This window comes from Ruegeria sp. BB1 (assembly GCF_056539465.1).
The window spans coordinates 65,798-87,537 of the sequence record NZ_JBQFVB010000013.1 but is presented as its reverse complement, the minus strand read 5'-3'; the positions used below and the strand labels follow the sequence as shown (position 1 = coordinate 87,537).

Sequence of the window (21,740 nt, the reverse complement as noted above, 5' to 3'; positions counted from 1 at the left end):
ATCGGCGCCTCACTAACAACTTTCAAAACAAACGTCCCGAAACAATCCGCCAAAAAAAATATCCACAAAACACCTTGTGGCAATTCTGCAAGTAGACAGTTTGATACCCATTTTTTGGGCATTTTTAAAACATCTTAAAGTAGAGTCGTGCCCAAGCCATCTCCCCTTCGAAAAAGGGTAGAAGGCCATAGTTTCCTGACTTTCTTTAAGCTTGATCAGCTTGCCTGATCTGCGGCAGGCGTCTCAGATTTTGATCGCTGGAAAAATACGGATCTTCCGAAAGCCTCTACCGACGGAGATTGCTCAAGCTCCGCTTCGGCGTAGCATGATCGAAATGGTGCGCCACACGATCCAAGCTTCCATGATAAGCCCGGTATTTGCGATGTAGTACAGATCTGCCTCTACTTTTCGGCGTGTCGCATCTGTACCTTCGATATACCCAAGTTCAACCTGCGCCCAGCCACTGATTCCGGGGCGCACAAGGTGACGCGCCTGGTATCCGGGTATAAGCGACATATATTCTCGGGCATGCTCGATGTAATCCGGTCGAGGGCCTATCAAGCTCATTTCACCTTTGAAAACATTAATGATTTGCGGTAATTCATCAATGCGGGACTTGCGCAAGAAGCGACCAAGCTGGGTAATTCTGTCCTCTTCCAACGGGCAATCAGCACCCCGTTCAATTTTCTTGGTCGGGCGCATGCTGCGAAACTTGTATGCTGTGAATGGTTCGCAGTTTTTCCCCATACGCACCTGAGAATAAAATAGAGGCCCCTTGTTCCAAATTGGGTTCAAGACGAGCAGGACGATTCCAAAAAACACCGCGAGAGGCAACAGAACAAATACGCTCAGGACAAGATCAAACGCACGTTTTGCCAAGGCAAAAAAGACACTTGGTGCAGAGGCTGGAGCCCGCGCAAAGGCGGTGGATTCCCCGAGATCGTGCTCGGGTAAATTAAAATCAAACATAACTGCTCAAGAGCCTTAAGCTAATTATTTTTATACTCGTTTTAAGGGAGCACGTCTTTTTCTTAACCGTTTATCAACCACTTCAGGAGAGTGTCAATATATTTGAGTTAAATTTGCCTCAAGCCTTAAATGAATCGGATTCTAAGGCGTCTGGTTCACCGTCTTACCGGACCACTTTAGATCTGTTTGAAGGGTCCTAAGCATGTTGGAGAGGGCCCGAAGGAGCCCAGTCTAGCGAACCCATCTACGCGCGGTGTTCCTTACGTGTAATTGTCGGCGTCGAACAGCGATGCAAGGTGTCGGATTCAATTGCCAAGCCAAGGAATAGGGCAGGGGTAATCAACCCAATCGCCGCGCTCTTCAATATAACGCAGTCGAGCATTACAGCCCTATTGGTCATCGCGTTATTTTTCACTCATAAAGCTCTCCCGGATAGGTCGGTAGCAATAGGAGGCAGGCAAAATATCTGCAGCGGCGAAGCTTGCCTGGACGCAACTTGAATGGAATGTACCGTAATCGCCACCTTTCATGTCTAGAACTGCAACCACATTAACTATGAGCGATCCCTCTTCAGCCAGGACACTTTCGTGCAGACACGTTCCACCGCTGCTGCCGAATGGCGCGAACTCGGTGCCGGACACAGGACAGCTTTGCTAGCCTCACTGAGACTGATTCGAATTCCTCTGCGCGTGCTACTGCAGTCCGATCAGAGTAGATTGTACCGGGAATTTCAGTTTGCTAACGTCAGACACGCGCTGGGGAGGGCGTGTACACCTATATGCTGGACTATTCGCACAACGCCTGGCTTGTCGCGGCTTCTTTGGCCGTTGCGCTGATGGCCGGATTTACCGGCCTTTATCTGACGCATGGCGCGTCCCGGCTGGATAGCCAGCGCCGCAAGCTTGTCGTTGCTCTGGCTGCGGTCATTCTGGGCGGCGGTATCTGGTCGATGCATTTCGTTGCCATGCTGGGCCTGCAACTGCCGATACTGTTTTACTACGACGCTCTGATCACTCTGATCTCTGCGCTTGTAGCGATCCTGATGGTCGGGCTGGCGCTGCTGTTGCTGCATTTCCGTCCGCGTACGCCTCAGACGATGATCGGATCGGGGGTGATCGTGGGGCTGGGCATCGTGGTGATGCACTACATTGGCATGGCGGGAATGCAGCTATGCCGCCCCGTATACAATGTTCTGGACGTAGCTCTGGCGACGTTGGCCTCGGTGATCCTATCGGTCGCGGCTATTTGGGTTGCTTATGGCAACCGCACGCAACGCAATATTCTGCTGGGCACAGTTTGCTTTGGGTTGGCCGTTTTTACTATGCACTTTGTGGCGACCGGTCTGACCGATTTTGTGGCAAGTGACGCTGCCGGCGGTGCGGGGCCCGCGCTGGACAATCAGGTTCTGGCGATGGGCGTCACCGTTTCTGTTTTCCTGATCTGCGGAGCTTTTCTGCTGACCGGGATCTCGTTCATCGAACCGAAGGAAAAGCTGGCGCCCGAACGCACGCCGGAACCCGCAACCTTGCGCGCCGGTGTTCCGTTCGAGCGTGAAGGCCAGACATATTTCACGGAACCCGCCAGCGTTGCCGCCATCCGGGCCGAGGGGCATTATACTGTTCTCTATATGGGTGTTGAAAAACTATTCTGTCCATGGTCGATCACCGAGGCCGAAAACCGCCTGAAACCAGACGGGTTTTTGCGCGCCCATCGCAGCTATCTGGTGAACCCCAAACACGTCTCTAGCTTTGAACGTCACAAGGACAACGGCACCTGTTATTTTGACGGGGTCGACGCGTTGACCAAAGTGCCGGTCAGCCGGTCCCGCCTGACGGACATTCGCGAGGCTCTAGGCCTCTGATCGCAGTTCATGCAGCCCATTCGCATTTCGTGAAACAAGCTGCGCGACCTGTTTCCGATCGCTGGAAGCATTAAGTCACACGTTCTTTCCTACCTCGCAGGTTCCCCAAGGCACACCGCTCGGACCCAGGGAGGAAAAACATGATACCAGCCGGTTTTGAGTATCACCGGCCAGGCGACATCGCCACGGCCATCGGCATTCTACAGGAACACGGAGATGAGGCGCGCGTCATTGCGGGCGGGCACAGCCTGATCCCGATGATGAAGCTGCGCATGGCCGAGATGGGCCATCTGGTTGATCTGCAAGCCATTGATGAGCTGAAGGACATCGAGGTCGGTTCTGATTCCGTCACACTTGGCGCGATGGTAACTCAACATGAGTTGATAACCCATGATGGTCTGGCTTCGGCCGTTCCATTGATCCGCGAGGCGGCTTTGCAGATCGCGGACCCTCAAGTGCGCTATGTTGGCACTGTTGGCGGGAACGTCGCCAATGGCGACCCGGGCAACGACATGCCGGGCCTGATGCAATGCCTGAACGCCACGTTTGAACTATCGGGACCTGACGGCACCCGCAGTGTGGCAGCACGGGATTTCTATGAGGCCGCGTACTTTACTGCACGCGAGGATGAGGAAATCCTGACCCGGATTTCGATCCCCGTGCCAGGCTCCGGGGTGGGTCAGGCGTACGAGAAGCAGAAACGTAAGATCGGCGATTACGCGACGGCCGCAGCGGCAGTGATGGTTGGCAACGGACAGGCCTCGGTCGCGATGACCAACCTTGCGGACACGCCCATCTGGTCCGAAAGCGCAAGCAATGCGCTGGCCGACGGAGACGTCAGCGGCTGCGTCGCCGCAATGCTCGACGCAATTGACCCGGTGGCTGACAACCGCGGTCCCATCGAATTCAAGAAACACGTGGCCGCCGTGATGCTGCGCCGCGCCATCGACCTTGCGCAAAGCCGCGCGAGTTGAGGGGAGGAACAACCATGTCAAAAATGCACGTAAAACTAACAGTGAACGGCAAACAGGTCGAAGGTCTGGCCGAGCCGCGCACGCTGCTGATCCACTTCCTGCGGGAAGATCTGAAAATCACCGGTCCGCATATTGGATGCGAAACCAGCCATTGTGGGGCCTGCACCGTGGATATTGATGGCAAGTCCGTCAAGTCCTGTACAACCTTTGTGGCGCAGGTGAACGGGGCCGATATCACAACCGTCGAAGGGCTGACCAATGACGATGGTAGCCTTGGCGTTTTGCAAGAGATGTTTCGCGAACATCACGGGCTGCAGTGCGGCTTCTGCACGCCGGGCATGATCACCCGCGCGCATCGTCTGCTGCAGGAAAACCCGAACCCAACCGAGGAAGAAATCCGCTTTGGTATGGCTGGCAACCTGTGCCGATGCACCGGATACCAGAACATCGTCAAGGCGATCTCGGCCTCAGCTGACATGCTGAACGCTCAGAAGGAGGCCGCGGAATGAACGATCAAACCATGACCCCCGAAGAACGCGCCGCCAATCTCAAAGGGATGGGTAGCTCGCGCAAACGCGTCGAGGATGTGCGCTTTACCCAAGGCAAGGGCAACTACGTCGATGACATCAAGCTGGACGGGATGCTGTTTGGCGCGTTTGTCCGCTCGCCCTATGCTCATGCCCGCGTTGTCAGTGTGAACAAAGAGGCCGCGTTGGCCGTGCCCGGCGTTGTTGCTGTGTTGACAGCCGAGGATCTGGCTCCGCTGGGTTTGCATTGGATGCCGACGCTGGCAGGTGACAAGCAAATGGTGCTGGCCGATGGCAAGGTTCTGTTCCAGGGCCAAGAAGTCGCCTATGTCGTTGCTGAAAATCGATACATCGCAGCGGATGCGGCAGAACTGGTCGAGGTTGACTTCGAAGAATTGCCCGTTCTGACCGACCCGTTCGAGGCGCTGAAATCGGACGTTGTACTGCGTGAAGACCTTGCGGGTCAGACCGAGGGCGCCCATGGCCCGCGCAAGCATCACAACCACATTTTCACTTGGGAACAGGGCGACAAAGATGCGACGGAAGCCGTGCTGGGTGAGGCGGATGTCGTGGCCGAAGAGATGGTCTATTACCACCGGACCCACCCATGTCCGCTGGAGACCTGTGGCTGTGTGGCTTCGATGGATAAGGTAACCGGTAAGCTTACGCTTTATGGTACATTCCAGGCCCCGCACGCGATCCGAACCGTAGTGTCGCTGATCTCTGGTCTCGCCGAGCACAATATCCGGGTGATCAGCCCTGATATCGGTGGCGGCTTCGGTAACAAAGTTGGTGCTTATGCGGGCTATGTCTGCTCGGTTGTAGCCTCTATTGTCACCGGTCAACCGGTGAAATGGGTCGAGAATCGGATGGAAAACCTTATGTCTACCGCCTTTGCCCGCGACTACTGGATGCAGGGCAAGATCTCTGCGACCAAGGATGGCAAGATCACTGGTCTCTGGTGCCATACCACAGCAGATCATGGTGGATTTGACGCCTGTGCCGACCCAACGAAGTTCCCGGCCGGGTTCATGAACATCTGCACCGGGTCATATGACATCCCCACCGCTTATCTGGCTGTGGATGGGGTTTACACCAACAAGGCACCGGGCGGTGTCGCCTATCGTTGCTCGTTCAGGGTGACCGAGGCTGCGTATTTCATTGAGCGGATGATCGAGGTTCTGGCCATCAAGCTGAACATGGACGCGGCCGAGTTACGCCGGATCAACTTTATCCGCAAGGATCAGTTCCCATATCAGTCCGCGCTGGGATGGGAATATGACTCGGGTGACTATCACACCGCTTGGGACAAAGCGCTGAAGGCCGTGGACTATGATGGTCTGCGGGCGGAGCAGGCGCAACGGATCGAGGACTTCAAAGCCGGAAAGACCCGCAAACTGCTGGGCATCGGTCTGACGCATTTCACCGAAATCGTCGGGGCTGGACCAGTCAAGAACTGCGATATCCTTGGGTTGGGAATGTTCGACTCATGCGAAATCCGGATTCACCCAACCGGTTCCGCCATCGCACGGCTGGGGACGATCAGCCAAGGTCAGGGCCATGCTACGACTTTTGCTCAGATCATCGCCAGCGAGATCGGCCTGCCTGCCGATGACATCACGCTGGAAGAAGGCGACACTGATACCGCGCCTTATGGGCTTGGTACCTATGGGTCTCGGTCGACACCCGTGGCCGGCGCGGCAACGGCGATGGCCGCCCGCAAAATCCGCGCCAAGGCGCAGATGATCGCAGCCTACTTGCTGGAAGTGCATGACGACGACGTTGAGTGGGACGTGGATCGGTTCTCAGTCAAAGGTGCGCCTGAGCGGTTCAAGACGATGAAAGAAATCGCCTTTGCCGCATATAATCAGGCCATTCCGGGGCTGGAACCCGGTCTGGAGGCCGTAAGCTACTATGACCCGCCGAATATGACCTACCCGTTCGGGGCCTATATCTGCGTCATGGAGATCGACGTCGATACCGGCGAATGGGAGGTCCGGCAGTTCTATGCGCTGGATGATTGCGGGACCCGGATCAATCCCATGATCATCGAAGGTCAGGTCCATGGCGGCGTGACCGAGGCGTTGGCCATCGCTATGGGTCAGGAAATCGCCTATGATGAGATGGGCAACGTCAAGACCGGTACGTTGATGGACTTCTTCTTGCCCACCGCGTGGGAGACGCCCAACTACACCACTGATCACACGGTGACGCCATCTCCGCATCACCCGATCGGTGCCAAGGGCGTGGGCGAGAGCCCGAATGTCGGCGGTGTGCCTGCGTTCTCGAACGCGGTGCATGATGCTTTCCGCCCATTTGGCCTTGTTCAAAGCCACATGCCGCATGATCACTGGCGCATCTGGAAGATCGCCAATGGTCTTGGAATGCACGGCTAACAGGAAAGGCCGTCGCGTCGAAACTTGGTGCGGCGGCAATCCGGGAGAATGGCATGAGCTTGCAGGACATACAGCAAGGCCTCGCCGAGGTGGGCTATGTTGCCGACGACCGATTGGCTATGGCGTTGCATCTGGCGCAGACGCTTGGGCGTCCACTGCTGCTGGAAGGCCCGGCTGGGGTCGGTAAAACCGAGGTCGCCAAGGCGTTGGCAGCACAGCGCGCCGCGCGGTTGATCCGGTTGCAGTGCTATGAAGGGCTCGATGCCAGCCATGCGATTTATGAGTGGAACTACCAGCGCCAGTTGCTGGCTATTCGCGCAAGCGAGGCACAGGGTGGCACCAGCGAAGCGCAGTTGTTCAACGATGATTATCTGCTAAAGCGACCCTTGCTGGAAGCAATCAGCGAAGAAGAACCACCTGTTCTGCTGATTGATGAAATCGACAGGGCGGATGAGGAGTTTGAGGCCTATCTGCTCGAAATTTTGTCGGACTTTCAGATCACGATCCCTGAACTCGGCACCATCAAGGCGCGTTCGCGGCCCATCGTGATTCTGACGGCGAATGGCACTCGGGACTTGTCGGACGCGCTGCGGCGTCGGTGCCTGTATAGTTTCCTCGACTACCCATCGCGTGAAACGGAAATGGCGATCCTGAAAGCTCGCATGCCCGCAGTCGAAGGGCTGTTGGCGCGCCAGATTATTAGCGTTGTGCAGGCGCTGCGCAAAGAGGACTTGGAAAAGACCCCCGGCATCGCCGAGATGCTGGACTGGGCGGCCGCTCTTTCAGGGCTGGGCGTCAACGACATGGCGCAGTCCCGCAAAGACGTTCAGGCAACCCTTGTTTGTCTTTTGAAAACTGCAGCCGACTATGACGCAGCTCCGCCTGAAGTGATGGATCGCCTGATCGGAAAGGTGGCGTGATGCAGGTCACCCGCTTCCCCTCTCGCGCATCTGGTCTGTCGGATCGCATGTCCGGCTTCATCGAACATTTGCGTATGAACGGGATGCGAGTTGGTCCGGCTGAAACGGGGGACGCATTGGGTGCGCTGGCGGCGGTTGAGGCGACGGATGTCAGACAGGCCCAGCAGGCACTTTGCGCGTTGCTGGCTGGCGACGTCGACGATTGGCGGCGGTTCGATGATTTGTTCGAAACCTATTGGTTCAACACTGGCAAGCAACGCACGGGAACCGCCCAAACCGCGCATGTGCGGGTTCAATCTGCAAAGCCGATGATCTGGCAGCAAGAGAGCCAGGATAGTCAGGAATCCGAGACTGGCACGGATCAGGCCGCCGCACCTGATACCGGCGATGGGGAGGCCGTGGGGAGAGACGGGAAGCTAATCGCAACCCGTACGGCCAACCTGTCGCGCCGGGATTTGCGCGAACTGATGGATGAAGACGCCCTGAGGCAGGCGGAACAGGTCGCGACCGCCATCGCACGCGCCATCCGCGACCGCCGCTCGCGTAGGCGAAAGCAAGCTCTGCGGGGCTCTGCTTTGGACATGCGCCGGATTCAACGCGCCAGCCTTGCACGAGGAGGAGAGCCGATGGATCTGTATCGCCGCGCTCGCCCATCACGCCCAATGAGGATTGTGGCCTTATGTGACGTCAGCGGTTCCATGGCTGTCTATTCGCGGGTCTTTTTGGCCTTTTTGAAAGGATTGATCGGTAGTGGAGCTGAGGCAGACGCCTATTTGTTCCACACGCGTTTGATGCGTGTGACTGATGCACTGCGCGATCACGACACACTGCGCGCGGCTGGACGGCTATCACTCATGGCCGAAGGGTTCGGCGGTGGTACCGACATCTCGGGAAGCCTTGAGAAGTTTCTGAACGGATACGGTGCCCGGGCATTGAACGGGCGGACGATCGTTTTGATCCTCTCGGACGGCTATTGCAGCTCGTCACCTGAAGCCTTGGGAGAAGCGCTGGCTCAGGTTCGACGCAAGGCGCGGCGGATCGTCTGGCTGAATCCTCTTAAAGGATGGAAAGACTATCAGCCCATTGCTGCTGCCATGCAGGCTGCGGAGCCGTATCTGGATGCGCACTTACCGGCCAACACGCTCGACGCGCTGTCGGCGTTGGAACCCGAATTCCGAAAACTGTGAAAGGACACGGCTATGGCAGGTTTCGACATTTTCGACACGATTGAGGAGTTGCGTCAAAAGGGTGACGCCTTTTGCGTGGCAACTGTCCTTCGAACTGCCGACGCAACCTCGGCCAAGGCAGGTGGCAAGGCCGTGATTACGCGGGACGGGTGTATTTTTGGGCACCTGGGTGGAGCGTGCGTGCAGCGCGTCGTACGCGCATCGGCGCAGGAGGCACTTGCGGTTGGAATTCCGAAAATGATCCGCGTGAAACCTTCGGAAAAGGTAGTGGCGATGACAGATCCGGATGGTGTTGAGACCTTCAAAAGCGGTTGTCCTTCGGGCGGAACTGTCGACTTGTTGATCGAGCCGTATCAGCACACTCCGCGCCTGATCATATTTGGAGACTCTCCGATTGCACATGCGCTTGCCGCTCACGCGGCGCTGTCCGGGTTGCGTGTTTGCTTGCCTGAAGGTTCAGAAAGCTCGGTGGAATTCATCGGGTTTGATCCGAATGACCTAAGCGCATTGGGGGTTGAACCACGCGATTTCGCGGTGGTAGCCTCACAGGGGAAGGGCGATGGTGCAGCGCTGAAATCTGCGCTTGAATCACCAGCACGACGCGTTTCGATGGTCGCGAGCCACCGAAAGGCCAAGGTGTTGTGCGAGAGGTTGCAAGTGCAGGGAATGACCGTCGAGCAGACCAGTCGACTCAAGTCACCGGCCGGTCTGGATATCCATGCAATCGACCCGCACGAAATCGCCCTTTCGATCCTCGCCGAGATCATCCTCTGGCGGAATTCAGACAATTCCAAGGAGACATCGCATGATGAAAAAATGGCGTAAATGGTTGCAGTCCTTTCGGACTGTGAAGCCGGAACAGACCCCGGAAGAGGCGACCGAGACCGCACTTCGCGTTTTCCCAAGATGCTGTTGAGTAAAGGACTCTCAAATGGAACTAAATGACGAAATCCGAATCTCTGCTCCGCGTGACGTCGTGTACCGAGCGCTAAATGATCCGGATGTGTTGCGTGAGTGCATTCCCGGTTGTGAGGAATTGATCCAGCATTCTCCCGAGCATTTGGAGGCCAAAGTTGTGCTCAAAATCGGCCCCGTCAAGGCTCGGTTCAGCGGCGAAGTGACGTTGGACAACTCCAATGCTCCGGATGAGTTTTCCCTGACCGGTGAAGGAAAAGGTGGCGCTGCGGGCTTTGCCAAAGGGGGTGCGGATGTCAATCTTAGCACGGAGGGCGAGGAAACGGTTTTATCCTATACTGCCAAGGTCACAATCGGCGGAAAAATAGCGCAATTGGGCAGCCGGTTGATTGCAGGTACTGCAAAAAAACTTTCAGCCAAGTTTTTTGACAGGTTTGGGGAAATCGTCACCGAGCAAAACGTCGGTTAGGGTCAGGACTTCGGTAACGAGGTCTTCCCAATCAAGCGGTTTTGCGCAAAATTATTGATCCGCTGAAGCGGTGTTTTCAGGTCTTTACCTGTCCGACCTGCTATGGGAGTCGATCATGGATACTTTGAACCAAAGCAAAGCCGTTCCTCACAATCTGCAAATGATCGACAGCACCGTGATCCGCGCCCATCATCCACTTCCCGGCAGGGCATTGCGGTAACAATGTCCCGAGAGGGAGGCAGCGGGTGCCAAGCCATGGCCGCGATGATAAGTTACACCTTGGCACGCACTTTTTGTTGATCAGGCGCTGGCTGCATTGTTCGCACTGCGTGAAGGTGCACAATTACGAAAAATGCAGTTGCAGCGAATATCAGCAATGCGGACAAACTTGCCGTTCGTTTCCTGAGCCATGAAGTCCGCTTTAGAATGAAAACGGTCCCTCGGCAGTGTCTAGCGAAACAGCGCTCCATGTACCGCTCTTTCCGGTCTCGAGAACTGCGCAACCCGTAGGTCCAGAAAAAAACCCAACCGGAGCCACCGCGCGTCGGTCCAGTGCAAAACCGCTGCAAAGGCCCGGCGCTGTAATGGCAACGTGACCGCCAACGCGGCCAATGTGAACGCCGTGGACGTGCCCAGCCAACACCGTGATCTCTCCGGAGTGCACTGCAAGAATTTCTGCCAGATCGGAATGGTTTTCCAATCCGATAACATTCATGAAATCAATTCCGGTGCTAAATGGCGGGTGATGCAACATAACGACAACCGGCCCGTCAGACCCAGAAAGCTCCCGCTCCAAAAAATTAAGACTTTCCACGCGCAGCCTGCCACCGCCCTGTCCTTCAACCAGCGTGTCAAGCCCGATAACACGGGTATCGCCCACTGTGTCCGCCCAATCAATAAGCCCGTCCACCGGCATGATGTCCAAACCTGAAAATGCCTTTTGCATTGGCTTGCGCGCATCATGATTTCCAGGAACAACATAAATCGGCAGGTCAAACCGCTCCAGTTGTGCGCGCGCGAAATCGTAACTGTCCGGGCTGCCATCTTCGCTAACGTCACCAGTGACTAGAACCGCGTCGAGCGGGCCAAGAGCTTCGCCTCTTTCGATCAATCGGTCGATGACCCCAATCAGGATCGCGCGGGTATCAAGCACGCCTGAACACAAATCGCCGCGCGATACCGCGTGCAAGTCACTTAGATGAAGAAATGTCGCCATGACTATTTGATCCCCGCGCGCAGGAAGGCCTGAACGAATTGACGCTGGAACACGAGGAACGCGATCAACAAGGGCGCAACGGACATCATCGTTGCCGCCGAAATGACGCTTATATCCACACCATTTTCCGGTGCGCCGAAGATCGACAGGCCAACCGTCAGCGGTCGTGTGTCGGGCGAGTTGGTCACGATGAGCGGCCAGAGGAAGTTGTTCCAGTGGGTCGATACCGACACCAACGCATAAGCAAGATATGTCGGGCGTGCCAAGGGCACGTAGACTCGCCAAAGAATTCCGAACCAGCCGCAGCCTTCGACGCGCGCTGCCTCATGCAGTTCTATAGGAACGCCCTTAAACGCCTGCCGCATTAGGAAAATGCCAAAGGCAGAGGCCATATAGGGCATTCCGACGCCAAGAATCGTGTCAAACAATCCGAGGCGTGAAACCATTGCATAGTTTTCCACGATCAACACTTCGGGCAGGATGAAAAGTTGCATCAGCACTAGGATGAACACGAAATCCCGACCCGGAAACTGGACTTGGGCGAAGGCAAATCCTGCCAGCGTCGTGACGAAGAACTGACCAATAAGGATCACCGTCACTAAAAGGAAGGTGTTGAGGAAATAGCGTAGCCACGGCGCCCCCTCCCAAGCGGTGCGGAAATTGTCGAGCGTCCATGGCGACGTGATGTTAAAGTTGACCGCGTCAGAGGTGCTGTGGAAAGCCGCCCAAAAGGCAAAGACCAGCGGGGAAATCCAGATCACGGCCAACAACAATGCGCCAAAGGATTCGATATGTCTGGAAAATCCGCTCACTGGTAATGGGTCCGCTTGTCGAGAATGGTGAACTTGACGCCGGCAACTACGCCAAGCACGACAAGCACCAGGATGGTCATTGCCGCTGCGTGGGGCGCATCAAAGAAGGCAAAGGCCATTTCCCAGATGTAATAAAGGATAAGCTTGGAGGCGTCGTTGGGCCCGCCCTTGGTGAGGATGAACAAATGATCGATCAACTTCACAGAGTTGATCAACGCATTGACCATGATAAATAGCGTCGTCGGCATCAACAACGGCAGCACAATCCTGCGCGTATAGGTCCAGCGGCTGGCGCCTTCAATGTCGGCAGCTTCCTTGAGGTCCTCGGGGATCGTCTGCAAGGCCGCCAGATAGAAGACCATGAAAAACCCAGCCTCTTTCCAGATCGTCACGATAATTACAGCCCACAGGGCAGTTTCAGGCTGCCCCAGCCAGTTGATTGAGGGAAGGCCAAACAGACCGCCGATCTGGTCGAGCACACCCAATCCGGGAGTATAAAAAAACAGCCAAAGGTTAGCCGCTGCGATCATTGGCAAGACCGTGGGCGTGAAATAGGCGGTGCGTACAAACCCGCGCGCCGGGATCTTGGAGTTCGCCCAAAGCGCCATCGAAAGCGCAATTGCAATAGAAATAGGGATGGTCGCGCCCGCATAGATCAAGTTGTTCACGACAACTTTCCAAAAGGTTGGATCGGCAAACAGGTCGGCATAGTTCTCGCCGCCGACAAATTCGCTGGGGCGTCTTCTGGTTTCTCGGCTGAACAAGCTCGACCACAAGGTCGCAAGCGAAGGATAAAACGCAAAGGTCGTCAGCAGAATTGCCGCTGGAGACAACAGGATCCAACCGTAGATGGCCTGTCGACGACGCTCGATATTCACATGCTCTGCCATATAGCGACCCTCAAGGTTAGGTGCGTCGGGCATCTCTGCCCGACGCCAGGGAGTTGAGGTTACTGGTAATCACGCAGCAGGCGCACAGCCGATGTCTGGGCTTCTCCTAACGCGTCTTCAGCCGATTTTGCGCCGGTCAAAGCCGCCTGAATTGCGTTATTCAAACCCTCACGCACGCGTGCGGTTTCAAAGGTCGAGAACTCGGCAACCGCATTTTCCAGCTGGTTTCGGGCAACGAGAGCGGGTGGGAACTCTTCTGTATAGGATTTCAGCGCCTCGGTTTCATACGCCGCCGGAGACACGCCCATATAGCCGGTCGCGATGGACCACGCTGCCGCTTGCTCGGGTGAGGTCATGAATTCGATCAGCTTCATGGCCGCCGCGCGCTCTTCGTCTGATGTTTCCTTGAAAACATAGAAGTTGCCGCCGCCGGTAGGCGAACCCAGCCGCACATTGGCCGGAAGCTCGGCGACGCCAAAGTCAAAACTGGCGTTGTTCTTCACAGCCGTAAGGTTGCCGGTCGAATGCCACATCATCGAGGTCTGACCTTCGAGGAACGCCTGCCGCAGGGTACCCCATTCAACGGTGCCAGTGGGCATGATGCCATGCTCCTGCGACAGCGACTGCCAGAATTCCAACGTATCGACAACGGTTTCGTCATCGAAATAGGTGGTCAGGCCGTCATCGGACATCACCTCCTTGCCGTTCTGGATCGCCAACGCCTGGAACATCCAATAGGGATAGCCTGTCGATGGGATCATCAGGCCATAGGTGTCGTCGTTGGTCAGTGCCTTGCCCATGCTGATCAGCTCGTCCCAGGTCTTGGGCGGCGCCTCGGGGTCAAGACCTGCCGCACGAAACTGGTCCTTGTTGTAGTAGGCAACGATAGTTGAACGCTGGAACGGAATGCCCCAAGTTTTACCCTCGATCCGGCCATTGGCCATCAATGCAGGATAAAAGCTGTTTAGCCAGTCCGGGTTAACCCCGTCGATATCTTCGTAAGCCACGATCAGATCCTGCTCGATCAGATCATAGGCATCGATTGAGAACATCACCGCCAGCTGAGCCGGTTCACCCGATGCAAGTGCAGACAAGGCACGAACGCGCGTGTCATCATAGTTGCCTGAATAGATCGCGTTGACCTTGATGTCAGGGTTGGCGGCTTCAAAATCGGCAACGATGCCATCCACTACCTCGGTCAGCGCGCCGCCAACCGCGATAGGATAATACATTGTTAGTTCCGTCTCAGCCGCCGCCGCCGATGTCAGCGCAGTGGCCGAGACGGCAGCCAAACTTATTTTCTTAATAACGTTCATTTTTTCCTCCCAGTGATGACAGTTATTCTTGTCTTTCCAAAGTTTAGTTGCTTGACCTATCCGGCCAGTCGCTTGCCCATGTCGTCAAAGAAATGCAGGTCTTCATCGGCAAAGCTGATCTCCAGATCTTCTCCTGCCGGAATATGTTTTAGTCCGGGCATGGATACGGTCAGACCATTGGCAGCAGGATGTGACAGGCCAATGAAGGTCTCGGAACCCAGGAATTCGCATTCCGACACTTTACAAGTCAGCCTGCCCTTGCCCGATTCCACCACCTTCACCGCTTCGGCGCGAAGTCCAATTGTCGTGGCGCGCTCAAATCCCGGCACGCCTTCAGACTTGATCAGCGCCATTGGCGGGGCACCGACAAACTCGGCGACAAAGGTGTTAGCAGGCTTGTAGTAAAGCTCTTCCGGTGAACCTGTCTGCTGGATATGGCCGTCTTTCATCAGCACGACCATGTCGGCCATGCTCATCGCTTCGGTTTGGTCATGCGTGACGTAAACTACGGTGATGCCCAAATCGACCTGAAGTTTTTTGATGTCCTTGCGCACAGAGGCGCGCAGCTTGGCATCAAGGTTCGAAAGCGGCTCATCCATCAGGCACAGCGGCTGGTTTGCCACGATCGCACGTGCAAGCGCCACACGCTGGCGCTGACCACCCGACAATTCCCCCGGCTTACGCTGCTCATAGCCCAGCAAGCCAGTGATCTCGAGCGCGCGGGTCAGTTTCTCGCGCCGTTCCGCCGCACCGACTTTCCGCACCTTGAGGCCAAAAACAACGTTTTCCGCGACACTCAGATGCGGGAACAATGCATAAGACTGGAACACCATCGACAGATTGCGTTCTGCAGGGGCAGAAGTAGTGATGTCACGCCCGTCAATGACGATCCGCCCCTCATCCGGCAATTCTAGTCCCGACAGCAATCTCAGCGTCGTTGACTTGCCGCAGCCCGACGGGCCAAGCAGCGCTACGAACGAACCACGCGGGATCGAAAGATTAATATTCTCGACGCCAAGCTGCCCATTCCAGCGCTTAGCAATATTGTCGACGTGAACAAACGGTTCTGCCATATTCAGCGCTCTCCTTGTGAGTAAGTAATGGCTTCGCCCAAACTGTCTGCGAGATCGGAAAATTCAGGGCCCGGAGGACGGTCGCACACGACAACGTCGACATCCGAGATGTTGCCGCCCAATGCTGGCGCAATGCGACCAAATTTACTGCTGTCTATTACGAGAATCGATTTGGCTGCGTGCTGCTGCATTTTCATTCTCACCCGAACCTCAGCTGGATGAAATTCTAACAACCCACCATCATGCGCCACACCGGCAACGCCAAATATTGCGAACTCGGCACGAAACCTGTCAAAGAAGTCGGTTGCTTCTTCGCCGATAAAATCACGATCGGGCAGGCGCAGCTCGCCTCCTGGCAAAAGGATACGGTTTGAGATTTCATTACTCAGCGCCATCGCGGCACTTAGGTTGTTCGTGATGACCGTTAACTCCTGGTGGCCGGACAGTGCCTTAGCCACTTCGAGCGGAGTCGACCCAATTGAAAGGAACACGTTCGCCCCATTGGGAATCATGCTCGCAACAAGTTCGGAAACCGACCGTTTGCCACGTAAGTTCGTTCCGGCTCTCTGATCAAACGGGGTATTCAAACAGCTTTCAGCCAGCTCGATCCGCCCGTGCGCGCGTCGCAGGTTTTCACCGTCGCACAAAATGTCCAGATCACGGCGGATGGTTTGCGTCGAGACCCCTAGCATTTCCGCTAAGGCCCCCACACTGACACCGCCACGCTCTTGCACGATCTGCTGGATAAAATCCCTCCGTCTGATCTTCTTTGACGCCATTTATCCCCCTTCAAGTTGCCAAAACCATACCACCAAAAAACAACAAAACAACATTTTTTAGTCAAAACCACATGGAACGTTGAAGGGTGACTTGATCGCAAGTGTCGAAAAATTATAGTTTTCAAAGATTTGCGCGCAAAGCTTCAAAACCCGCTAGTGGCGACTTGCTAAAAATGTTGTTTTTTCTTCCATTTTATTTTGTTGATGTTACATTCCGAATTGCGTCAAACCTGTCGGGGACGCCCATCAAAAAAGGACATTTGGACACATGCTTGACGCCAACTCGATATTTTCGCGTTATCAGTCCATACGTCCCAGACTCCCAAAAGCAACATTCACCGCAGCCACTCTGGATATCGAGTCACTTCTGGATATTGGCAACGAAGTAGACGCCTTTGTTTTTGATGCTTTTGGCGTTCTAAATGTTGGGGAAACTCCGATTCCCGGCGCGGCAGCTCGTTTGAAAGAGCTCAGGAAGGGCGGACACCAGATTCGCATTCTTTCTAATGCTGCCAGCTATAATCACCAGGGCGCGACTGCAAAATTTCAGAAGCTCGGAATGCAGGTTGATGCAGATGAGATTGTAACCAGCCGAGACGCAGCCTTGGCAAACTTGAACGACGGTCTGTGGGGCTGCATCGCCTCGCCGTCTGACGACCTGACGGACATCTTATCCGAGACGATCAGGCTTGAGGCAGACCAGGCAGACTTTGACCGGGCTGACGGTTTCTTGTTTCTCTCGACCGAAATCTGGCGACAATCTCAACAATCCATGCTTTGCGACAGCTTGTTGGCCAACCCGCGCCCAGTGGTGATCGCAAATGCTGATCTGGCAGCGCCACGAGACTTCGGGTTCTCACTGGAGCCCGGTCACTACGGGCATTTGCTTGCAGATGAGGGCCTTCAAGACATCAGGTTCTTTGGCAAGCCATTTCCGGAAGTATTTGAAATGGTCGAAGCCACACTTCCAGGAGTTCCGCCCGAACGCATCGCGATGTGCGGTGACACTCTTCATACCGATATCCTTGGTGCAGCGGCACGGGGTTGGAGTACAGTCCTAGTCGCGCAAGACGGAGTGTTTTCGGGGCTGGATACTCGCACTTTTTGCGAGCAATCCAGCTTGACACCGAGCTGGCGCCTACTTCGCATATAGAAAACATCGTGATGCTCCCACTTTTGGAGAAGTATCAGACCGAAGGTTAGCCTTGGTTCGAACGTTGACTAGGGTCAGGACTCATAGCCAATAGATAACGAGTGCTGCGAGGACGATTGCTGACAGGAAGACCTTCGGGCACCTGTCGTAGCGGGTTGCCACACGCCGCCAATCCTTCAACCTGCCGAACATGATCTCGATCCGGTTGCGCCGTTTGTAACGACGCTTGTCGTACTTAACCGGTTTCTTCCGCTGCTTCCGGCCAGGGATGCAGGCGCGCATCCCTTTGTCTTTCAACGCTTCCCGGAACCAATCGGCATCATAGCCACGATCCCCGAGCAGCCAATCGACATCCGGCAGGCCGCTCAGCAGTGCCCGCGCACCAACGTAATCGCTGACCTGACCGGCGGTGATGAACAGGTTGAGCGGGCGTCCCCGGCTGTCGCAGATGGCATGCAACTTGGTGTTCATGCCGCCTTTGGTGCGACCGATCAGGCGTCCACGCCCCCTTTTTTGACGCCCAAACTGGTCGCGGTACGGTGGGCCTTCAGGTAGGCGGCATCGATCATCACGGTCTTCTCTTCACCGTGTTTGGTAGCCAGACCGGCCATCATCCGGGCGAAGATGCCTTTGTCGCTCCACCGCTTCCAACGGTTATAGAGCGTCTTGTGTGGGCCATACGCCGAAGGGGCATCGCGCCATCTCAACCCATTACGATTAATGAAGATAATGCCGCTCAACACACGTCGATCATCAACGCGTGGTTTGCCGTGGGACTTGGGGAAGAAAGGCTCAAGACGCGCCATCTGCGCATCCGTCAGCCAGAAAAGATCAGACATGGTCACCGCTCGATTTTCGAACCGTGAATCACGCAGCCAAGCGGAAATCAATGGGTCCTGACCCTAGAGGTTGGGTGCGCTTCGGTTTTTGGCAGATAGCCGTGCTGCCTTCCAAGATTTCTGCCTTATGCCCACAATCAGATTTTAAGTTAAGCTGACCCAAGCCGCATTCCTTGAAGAGCTTTGCACGCATGCGGCCACAAATTTAACACCATTGAGTCCGTCATGAACCGTTGGATAAACAACCGACCCGTCAGGTGAAATCCCATTTCGGAAGGCTTGGATTGCCTCTGCGGCCTCTCCATAGATATTCGCGAACCCCTCAAGATATCCCTCGGGATGTCCCGGAGGAACTCTACTCAACCGATTGGCTGCGTCACCAGCACCAGCACCATTTCGGGTTATCAAACGCTTGGGTTCGTTGTATGGCGTAAACCAAAGATAATTGGGATCTTCCTGGGCCCACTCCAGCCCACCTTTTTCGCCGTAGACCCGCAAACGAAGTGCGTTTTCATTGCCGGGAGCCACCTGAGACGACCACAGCATACCGCGCGCTCCACCTTCAAATCGAAGCAAAACGTGCGCGTTGTCATCGACTTTGCGCCCCGGCACAAAGGCCTGCAAGTCCGCCGCCAAGCTTTCCGCCTTCAGCCCGGTTACAAAGCAAGCGAGGTTGTAAGCATGAGTCCCGATGTCACCGGTTGATCCACCCGCGCCCGAGCGTTCGGGATCGGTTCGCCACTCAGCCTGTTTGAAATCCTGCTGCTCGGTCAGCCAGTCCTGGGGGTATTCAACCTGAACCACGCGGATCTTGCCGATATCTCCGTTAGCGACCATTTCACGTGCCTGCCGGACCATTGGATAGCCCGTATAGTTATGGGTCAGAATGAATAGGGCATTCGCGCTTTCCGCTGCTTTGACCAGCTTTTTTGCATCGGCAAGGGTCGAGGTGAGTGGCTTGTCACAAATTACATGAATACCGCGTTTCAGGAACTCGCGCGCGGCTGCATAGTGAACGTGATTTGGCGTGACAATTGAGACCGCCTCAATCCCGGATTTTAGTCGGGCTTCCCTTATCGCCATTTGTTTGAAATCTCCATAGACCCGTTCGAGCCCCAACGCCCGACCACTTTCAAGAGATTTCTCTGGCGTCGAAGACAAAGCACCGGCAACCAATTCAAACTTGTCGTCCAGTCGCGCCGCTATTCGATGAACGCCACCTATGAAGGCGTCGTTCCCGCCGCCAACCATGCCAAGTCGAATGCGGCCCGAGGTTTCTTCATTGCGTCCTGTGACCATCATTCAATCCCCAGCATTTTACGATTGGCTGCTTCGTCTGCGCCACCATCAGCGAAATCATCAAAGGCTTTCTCGGTAACACGGATAATGTGATCTGACACAAACTTAGCGCCTTCACGCGCTCCATCCTCGGGGTGTTTGAGGCAGCATTCCCATTCGACAACTGCCCAACCATCAAAGTCATTCGCCGCCATTTTTGAAAAGACCGCCCCGAAATCCACTTGGCCATCACCAAGCGACCGGAAGCGCCCGGCACGATCGACCCAGCTTTGATACCCGGAATAAACACCCTGCCGGCCGGTCGGGTTAAACTCGGCATCTTTGACATGGAACATCCGGATCCGATCTTTGTAGATGTCGATATTGTCCAGATAGTCGAGGCATTGCAGCACGTAGTGCGACGGGTCGTACAACATGCAAGCGCGTGGGTGATTGCCTGTCCGTTCAAGAAACATCTCGTACGTCACGCCGTCGTGGAGGTCCTCACCTGGGTGAATTTCGTAACAGACGTCAACGCCGCATTCTTCGGCATGATCTAGTATTGGCACCCAACGACGAGCAAGCTCCTCGAATGCCGTTTCGATCAAGCCAGCAGGGCGCTGCGGCCAAGGATAGACATAGGGCCATGCCAATGCGCCTGAGAATGTCGCATGCGCTGTAATACCCAAGTTTTTCGAAGCAGATAGCGCTTTTTTAACTTGGTCTACCGCCCATTCTTGCCGGGCTTTCGGGTTTCCTCTGACGCTTTCGGCTGCAAAACCATCAAACGCGCTGTCATAGGCCGGGTGAACGGCCACAAGTTGGCCCTGAAGGTGGGTTGAAAGTTCAGTGACTTCGACGCCATTTTCCTTGGCTTTGCCTTTGAAGTCATCGCAATAACTGGCGCTGGATGCGGCTTGTTCCAGGTCGAACAACCGGTCATCCCAACTAGGAACCTGAACGCCCTTGTATCCACAGTCAGCCGCCCATTTAGTGATCGCGTCCCACGAATTGAACGGCGCTTCGTCCCCCGCGAATTGCGCAAGAAACAATGCTGGACCTTTGATTGTTTTCATAAAATTTCCTCCCCAAAACCTGAGCCTCTATGGCGGTAAATTTTCCTTCAGATAGATATCGATACGGATACGTTCCTGTGCTTTGTTGAACGGAACCTTGTCCGAAGTTGCGCGTAATAGACGGACGGCAGAACGAACAATGTGCCCGGTATCTTGCGAGATTAAGGCGTCAAATGTGCCAAGCCTGAGCGCCTCACGACTGAGCGGAGTAAGCTCATGAGCTATGATCACCAGATCTTTGCTGAGTTTGTTCTCTGAAAGAAATTGAATCAGGCCCGCATTGCCCGCTGCTGACGAGTATATTCCGACCAGATCCGGATAGATTTCAAAGATTTCGGGCATCATCCTGTAAATCAGATCCGGGTCATCCCGACCCTCGACAGACGCTACGACTTCCAGGTTCGGAAATTCCTCAGCCACAACAAGGTCAAAGCCTTGACGACGCTCCAGATGGTCACGCGCCAAACGGGATCCTGTAAGAACCAAGACCTTGCCTTCACGATGGACAAATCTTCCCATCAGCTGAGCGGCGGTTCGTCCTGCCGAAACGTTATCAATTCCGACAAAGTGGTCTCGCTCAGAACTTGGCAAGTCAGACACCAAGGCAACAACCGGAACGCCTTTGTCCCTGAGCCTTTTTACAGCGTCGCGGACAGAAGGCGTTTCGGGCCCGAAAACGGCGACTCCGTCAACGTCCAAACTGTCGACAGCATCTAAAATGTTGACGATATCTTGCGGCTCGAACGGAGCAACGTTCTTTACTGCAACGCGCGTCCGTTGGATAAATTGGTCACGTGTTTGTTCAGCGATCTGACTGCTTATTGCCTCCACAAACTCGTTGTCCGTGTCTGGTAAAACAAAGAGGAAATTGTAGACGCGGTTTCGCGCCAGGTTGGCTGCGGCGGTGTCGCGCACATACCCCAGCTGATCAATCGCCTTCTGTACTTTCTGTACAGTCACTGCTCGCACGCCGGGGCGCCTGTTCAAGACCCGATCAACGGTCGCCAGGCTGACACCCGCCACGCGAGCGATGTCATTAACGGTTGGCTTTTTCACCAATTCTATTTTTTGTTTTTGATCTTCCACGTGT

The 21,740-nt window shown here is 55.3% G+C and carries 20 protein-coding genes and 1 pseudogene; 10 read left to right on the top strand and 11 right to left on the bottom strand.

The features are described 5' to 3' along the window. Window positions 1-303: 303 nt before the first annotated feature. On the bottom strand, window positions 304-969 hold the full coding sequence (locus ACR0AL_RS20260) for a sugar transferase (protein WP_170352088.1): 666 nt from the start codon (window positions 967-969) through the stop codon (window positions 304-306). Between the two features lie 778 nt (window positions 970-1,747). Between ACR0AL_RS20260 and ACR0AL_RS20255 the strand changes: the two genes are divergently transcribed. The 9 genes and pseudogenes from ACR0AL_RS20255 to ACR0AL_RS20215 form a co-directional block, all read left to right on the top strand. After that, complete coding sequence (locus ACR0AL_RS20255; protein WP_480664433.1) at window positions 1,748-2,830, top strand: MHYT domain-containing protein; 1,083 nt, start codon at window positions 1,748-1,750, stop codon at window positions 2,828-2,830. Between the two features lie 140 nt (window positions 2,831-2,970). Continuing rightward, window positions 2,971-3,804: an FAD binding domain-containing protein gene (locus ACR0AL_RS20250; protein WP_480664431.1), complete on the top strand. Its 834-nt coding sequence runs from the start codon at window positions 2,971-2,973 to the stop codon at window positions 3,802-3,804. A 14-nt stretch (window positions 3,805-3,818) separates the two neighbouring features. After that, entirely contained in the window at window positions 3,819-4,313 is a 495-nt protein-coding gene (locus ACR0AL_RS20245) for a (2Fe-2S)-binding protein (protein WP_093963851.1), read from the top strand. Next, window positions 4,310-6,727, top strand: coding sequence for an aerobic carbon-monoxide dehydrogenase large subunit (locus tag ACR0AL_RS20240; protein ID WP_170352090.1), 2,418 nt, complete (start codon window positions 4,310-4,312; stop codon window positions 6,725-6,727). Before ACR0AL_RS20245 ends, ACR0AL_RS20240 begins: the two co-directional genes overlap by 4 nt. Window positions 6,728-6,780: 53 nt before the next feature. Beyond that, entirely contained in the window at window positions 6,781-7,647 is an 867-nt protein-coding gene (locus ACR0AL_RS20235; protein WP_170551244.1) for an AAA family ATPase, read from the top strand. Next, window positions 7,647-8,834 carry a vWA domain-containing protein gene (locus tag ACR0AL_RS20230; RefSeq protein WP_480664429.1) on the top strand — a complete coding sequence of 396 codons (1,188 nt, stop codon included), beginning with the start codon at window positions 7,647-7,649 and terminating at the stop codon, window positions 8,832-8,834. Before ACR0AL_RS20235 ends, ACR0AL_RS20230 begins: the two co-directional genes overlap by 1 nt. A gap of 12 nt (window positions 8,835-8,846) precedes the next feature. Beyond that, complete coding sequence (locus ACR0AL_RS20225) at window positions 8,847-9,659, top strand: XdhC family protein (protein ID WP_170352093.1); 813 nt, start codon at window positions 8,847-8,849, stop codon at window positions 9,657-9,659. 106 nt (window positions 9,660-9,765) lie between these two features. After that, a complete protein-coding gene (locus tag ACR0AL_RS20220) occupies window positions 9,766-10,218 on the top strand; it encodes an SRPBCC family protein (protein ID WP_170352094.1) in 453 nt (150 codons plus the stop codon). A gap of 100 nt (window positions 10,219-10,318) precedes the next feature. Beyond that, window positions 10,319-10,423, top strand: a pseudogene (locus tag ACR0AL_RS20215) (IS5/IS1182 family transposase); the annotation flags it as partial. Between the two features lie 216 nt (window positions 10,424-10,639). Here the strand turns inward: ACR0AL_RS20215 and ACR0AL_RS20210 are convergent. From ACR0AL_RS20210 to ACR0AL_RS20185, 6 genes are read right to left on the bottom strand one after another with little or no spacing between them, the layout of a single operon-like run. Continuing rightward, the gene (locus ACR0AL_RS20210; protein ID WP_170352095.1) at window positions 10,640-11,434 is read right to left on the bottom strand and encodes a metallophosphoesterase; all 795 of its coding nucleotides are present in this window, start codon (window positions 11,432-11,434) and stop codon (window positions 10,640-10,642) included. Between the two features lie 2 nt (window positions 11,435-11,436). After that, on the bottom strand, window positions 11,437-12,246 hold the full coding sequence (locus tag ACR0AL_RS20205) for a carbohydrate ABC transporter permease (RefSeq protein WP_170352096.1): 810 nt from the start codon (window positions 12,244-12,246) through the stop codon (window positions 11,437-11,439). After that, entirely contained in the window at window positions 12,243-13,136 is an 894-nt protein-coding gene (locus tag ACR0AL_RS20200) for a carbohydrate ABC transporter permease (protein ID WP_170352102.1), read from the bottom strand. The genes ACR0AL_RS20205 and ACR0AL_RS20200 overlap by 4 nt, the downstream gene beginning before the upstream one ends. 59 nt (window positions 13,137-13,195) lie before the next feature. Beyond that, window positions 13,196-14,452: an ABC transporter substrate-binding protein gene (locus ACR0AL_RS20195; protein WP_480664427.1), complete on the bottom strand. Its 1,257-nt coding sequence runs from the start codon at window positions 14,450-14,452 to the stop codon at window positions 13,196-13,198. 56 nt (window positions 14,453-14,508) lie between these two features. Beyond that, on the bottom strand, window positions 14,509-15,525 hold the full coding sequence (locus ACR0AL_RS20190; protein WP_170550624.1) for an ABC transporter ATP-binding protein: 1,017 nt from the start codon (window positions 15,523-15,525) through the stop codon (window positions 14,509-14,511). Between the two features lie 2 nt (window positions 15,526-15,527). Continuing rightward, window positions 15,528-16,304: a DeoR/GlpR family DNA-binding transcription regulator gene (locus ACR0AL_RS20185; RefSeq protein WP_170637906.1), complete on the bottom strand. Its 777-nt coding sequence runs from the start codon at window positions 16,302-16,304 to the stop codon at window positions 15,528-15,530. Window positions 16,305-16,572: 268 nt separating this feature from the next. On the opposite strand from ACR0AL_RS20185, the gene ACR0AL_RS20180 reads away from it, so the two are divergent. After that, window positions 16,573-17,457: an HAD-IIA family hydrolase gene (locus ACR0AL_RS20180; protein ID WP_170352100.1), complete on the top strand. Its 885-nt coding sequence runs from the start codon at window positions 16,573-16,575 to the stop codon at window positions 17,455-17,457. Between the two features lie 81 nt (window positions 17,458-17,538). On the opposite strand, the gene ACR0AL_RS20175 is transcribed toward ACR0AL_RS20180, so the two are convergent. The 4 genes from ACR0AL_RS20175 to ACR0AL_RS20160 form a co-directional block, all read right to left on the bottom strand. Next, window positions 17,539-18,296 (bottom strand): IS5 family transposase gene (locus ACR0AL_RS20175; protein WP_170552435.1). Its coding sequence is split into 2 segments (ribosomal slippage): window positions 17,539-17,960 and window positions 17,960-18,296, totalling 759 coding nucleotides; the frame shifts between segments, so codons are not numbered across the junction. A gap of 144 nt (window positions 18,297-18,440) precedes the next feature. After that, window positions 18,441-19,595, bottom strand: coding sequence for a Gfo/Idh/MocA family protein (locus ACR0AL_RS20170; RefSeq protein WP_217360554.1), 1,155 nt, complete (start codon window positions 19,593-19,595; stop codon window positions 18,441-18,443). Then, window positions 19,595-20,650: a sugar phosphate isomerase/epimerase family protein gene (locus ACR0AL_RS20165; protein WP_170352000.1), complete on the bottom strand. Its 1,056-nt coding sequence runs from the start codon at window positions 20,648-20,650 to the stop codon at window positions 19,595-19,597. Before ACR0AL_RS20165 ends, ACR0AL_RS20170 begins: the two co-directional genes overlap by 1 nt. 27 nt (window positions 20,651-20,677) lie before the next feature. After that, the gene (locus ACR0AL_RS20160) at window positions 20,678-21,736 is read right to left on the bottom strand and encodes a LacI family DNA-binding transcriptional regulator (protein ID WP_170351999.1); all 1,059 of its coding nucleotides are present in this window, start codon (window positions 21,734-21,736) and stop codon (window positions 20,678-20,680) included. Window positions 21,737-21,740 lie beyond the last annotated feature (4 nt).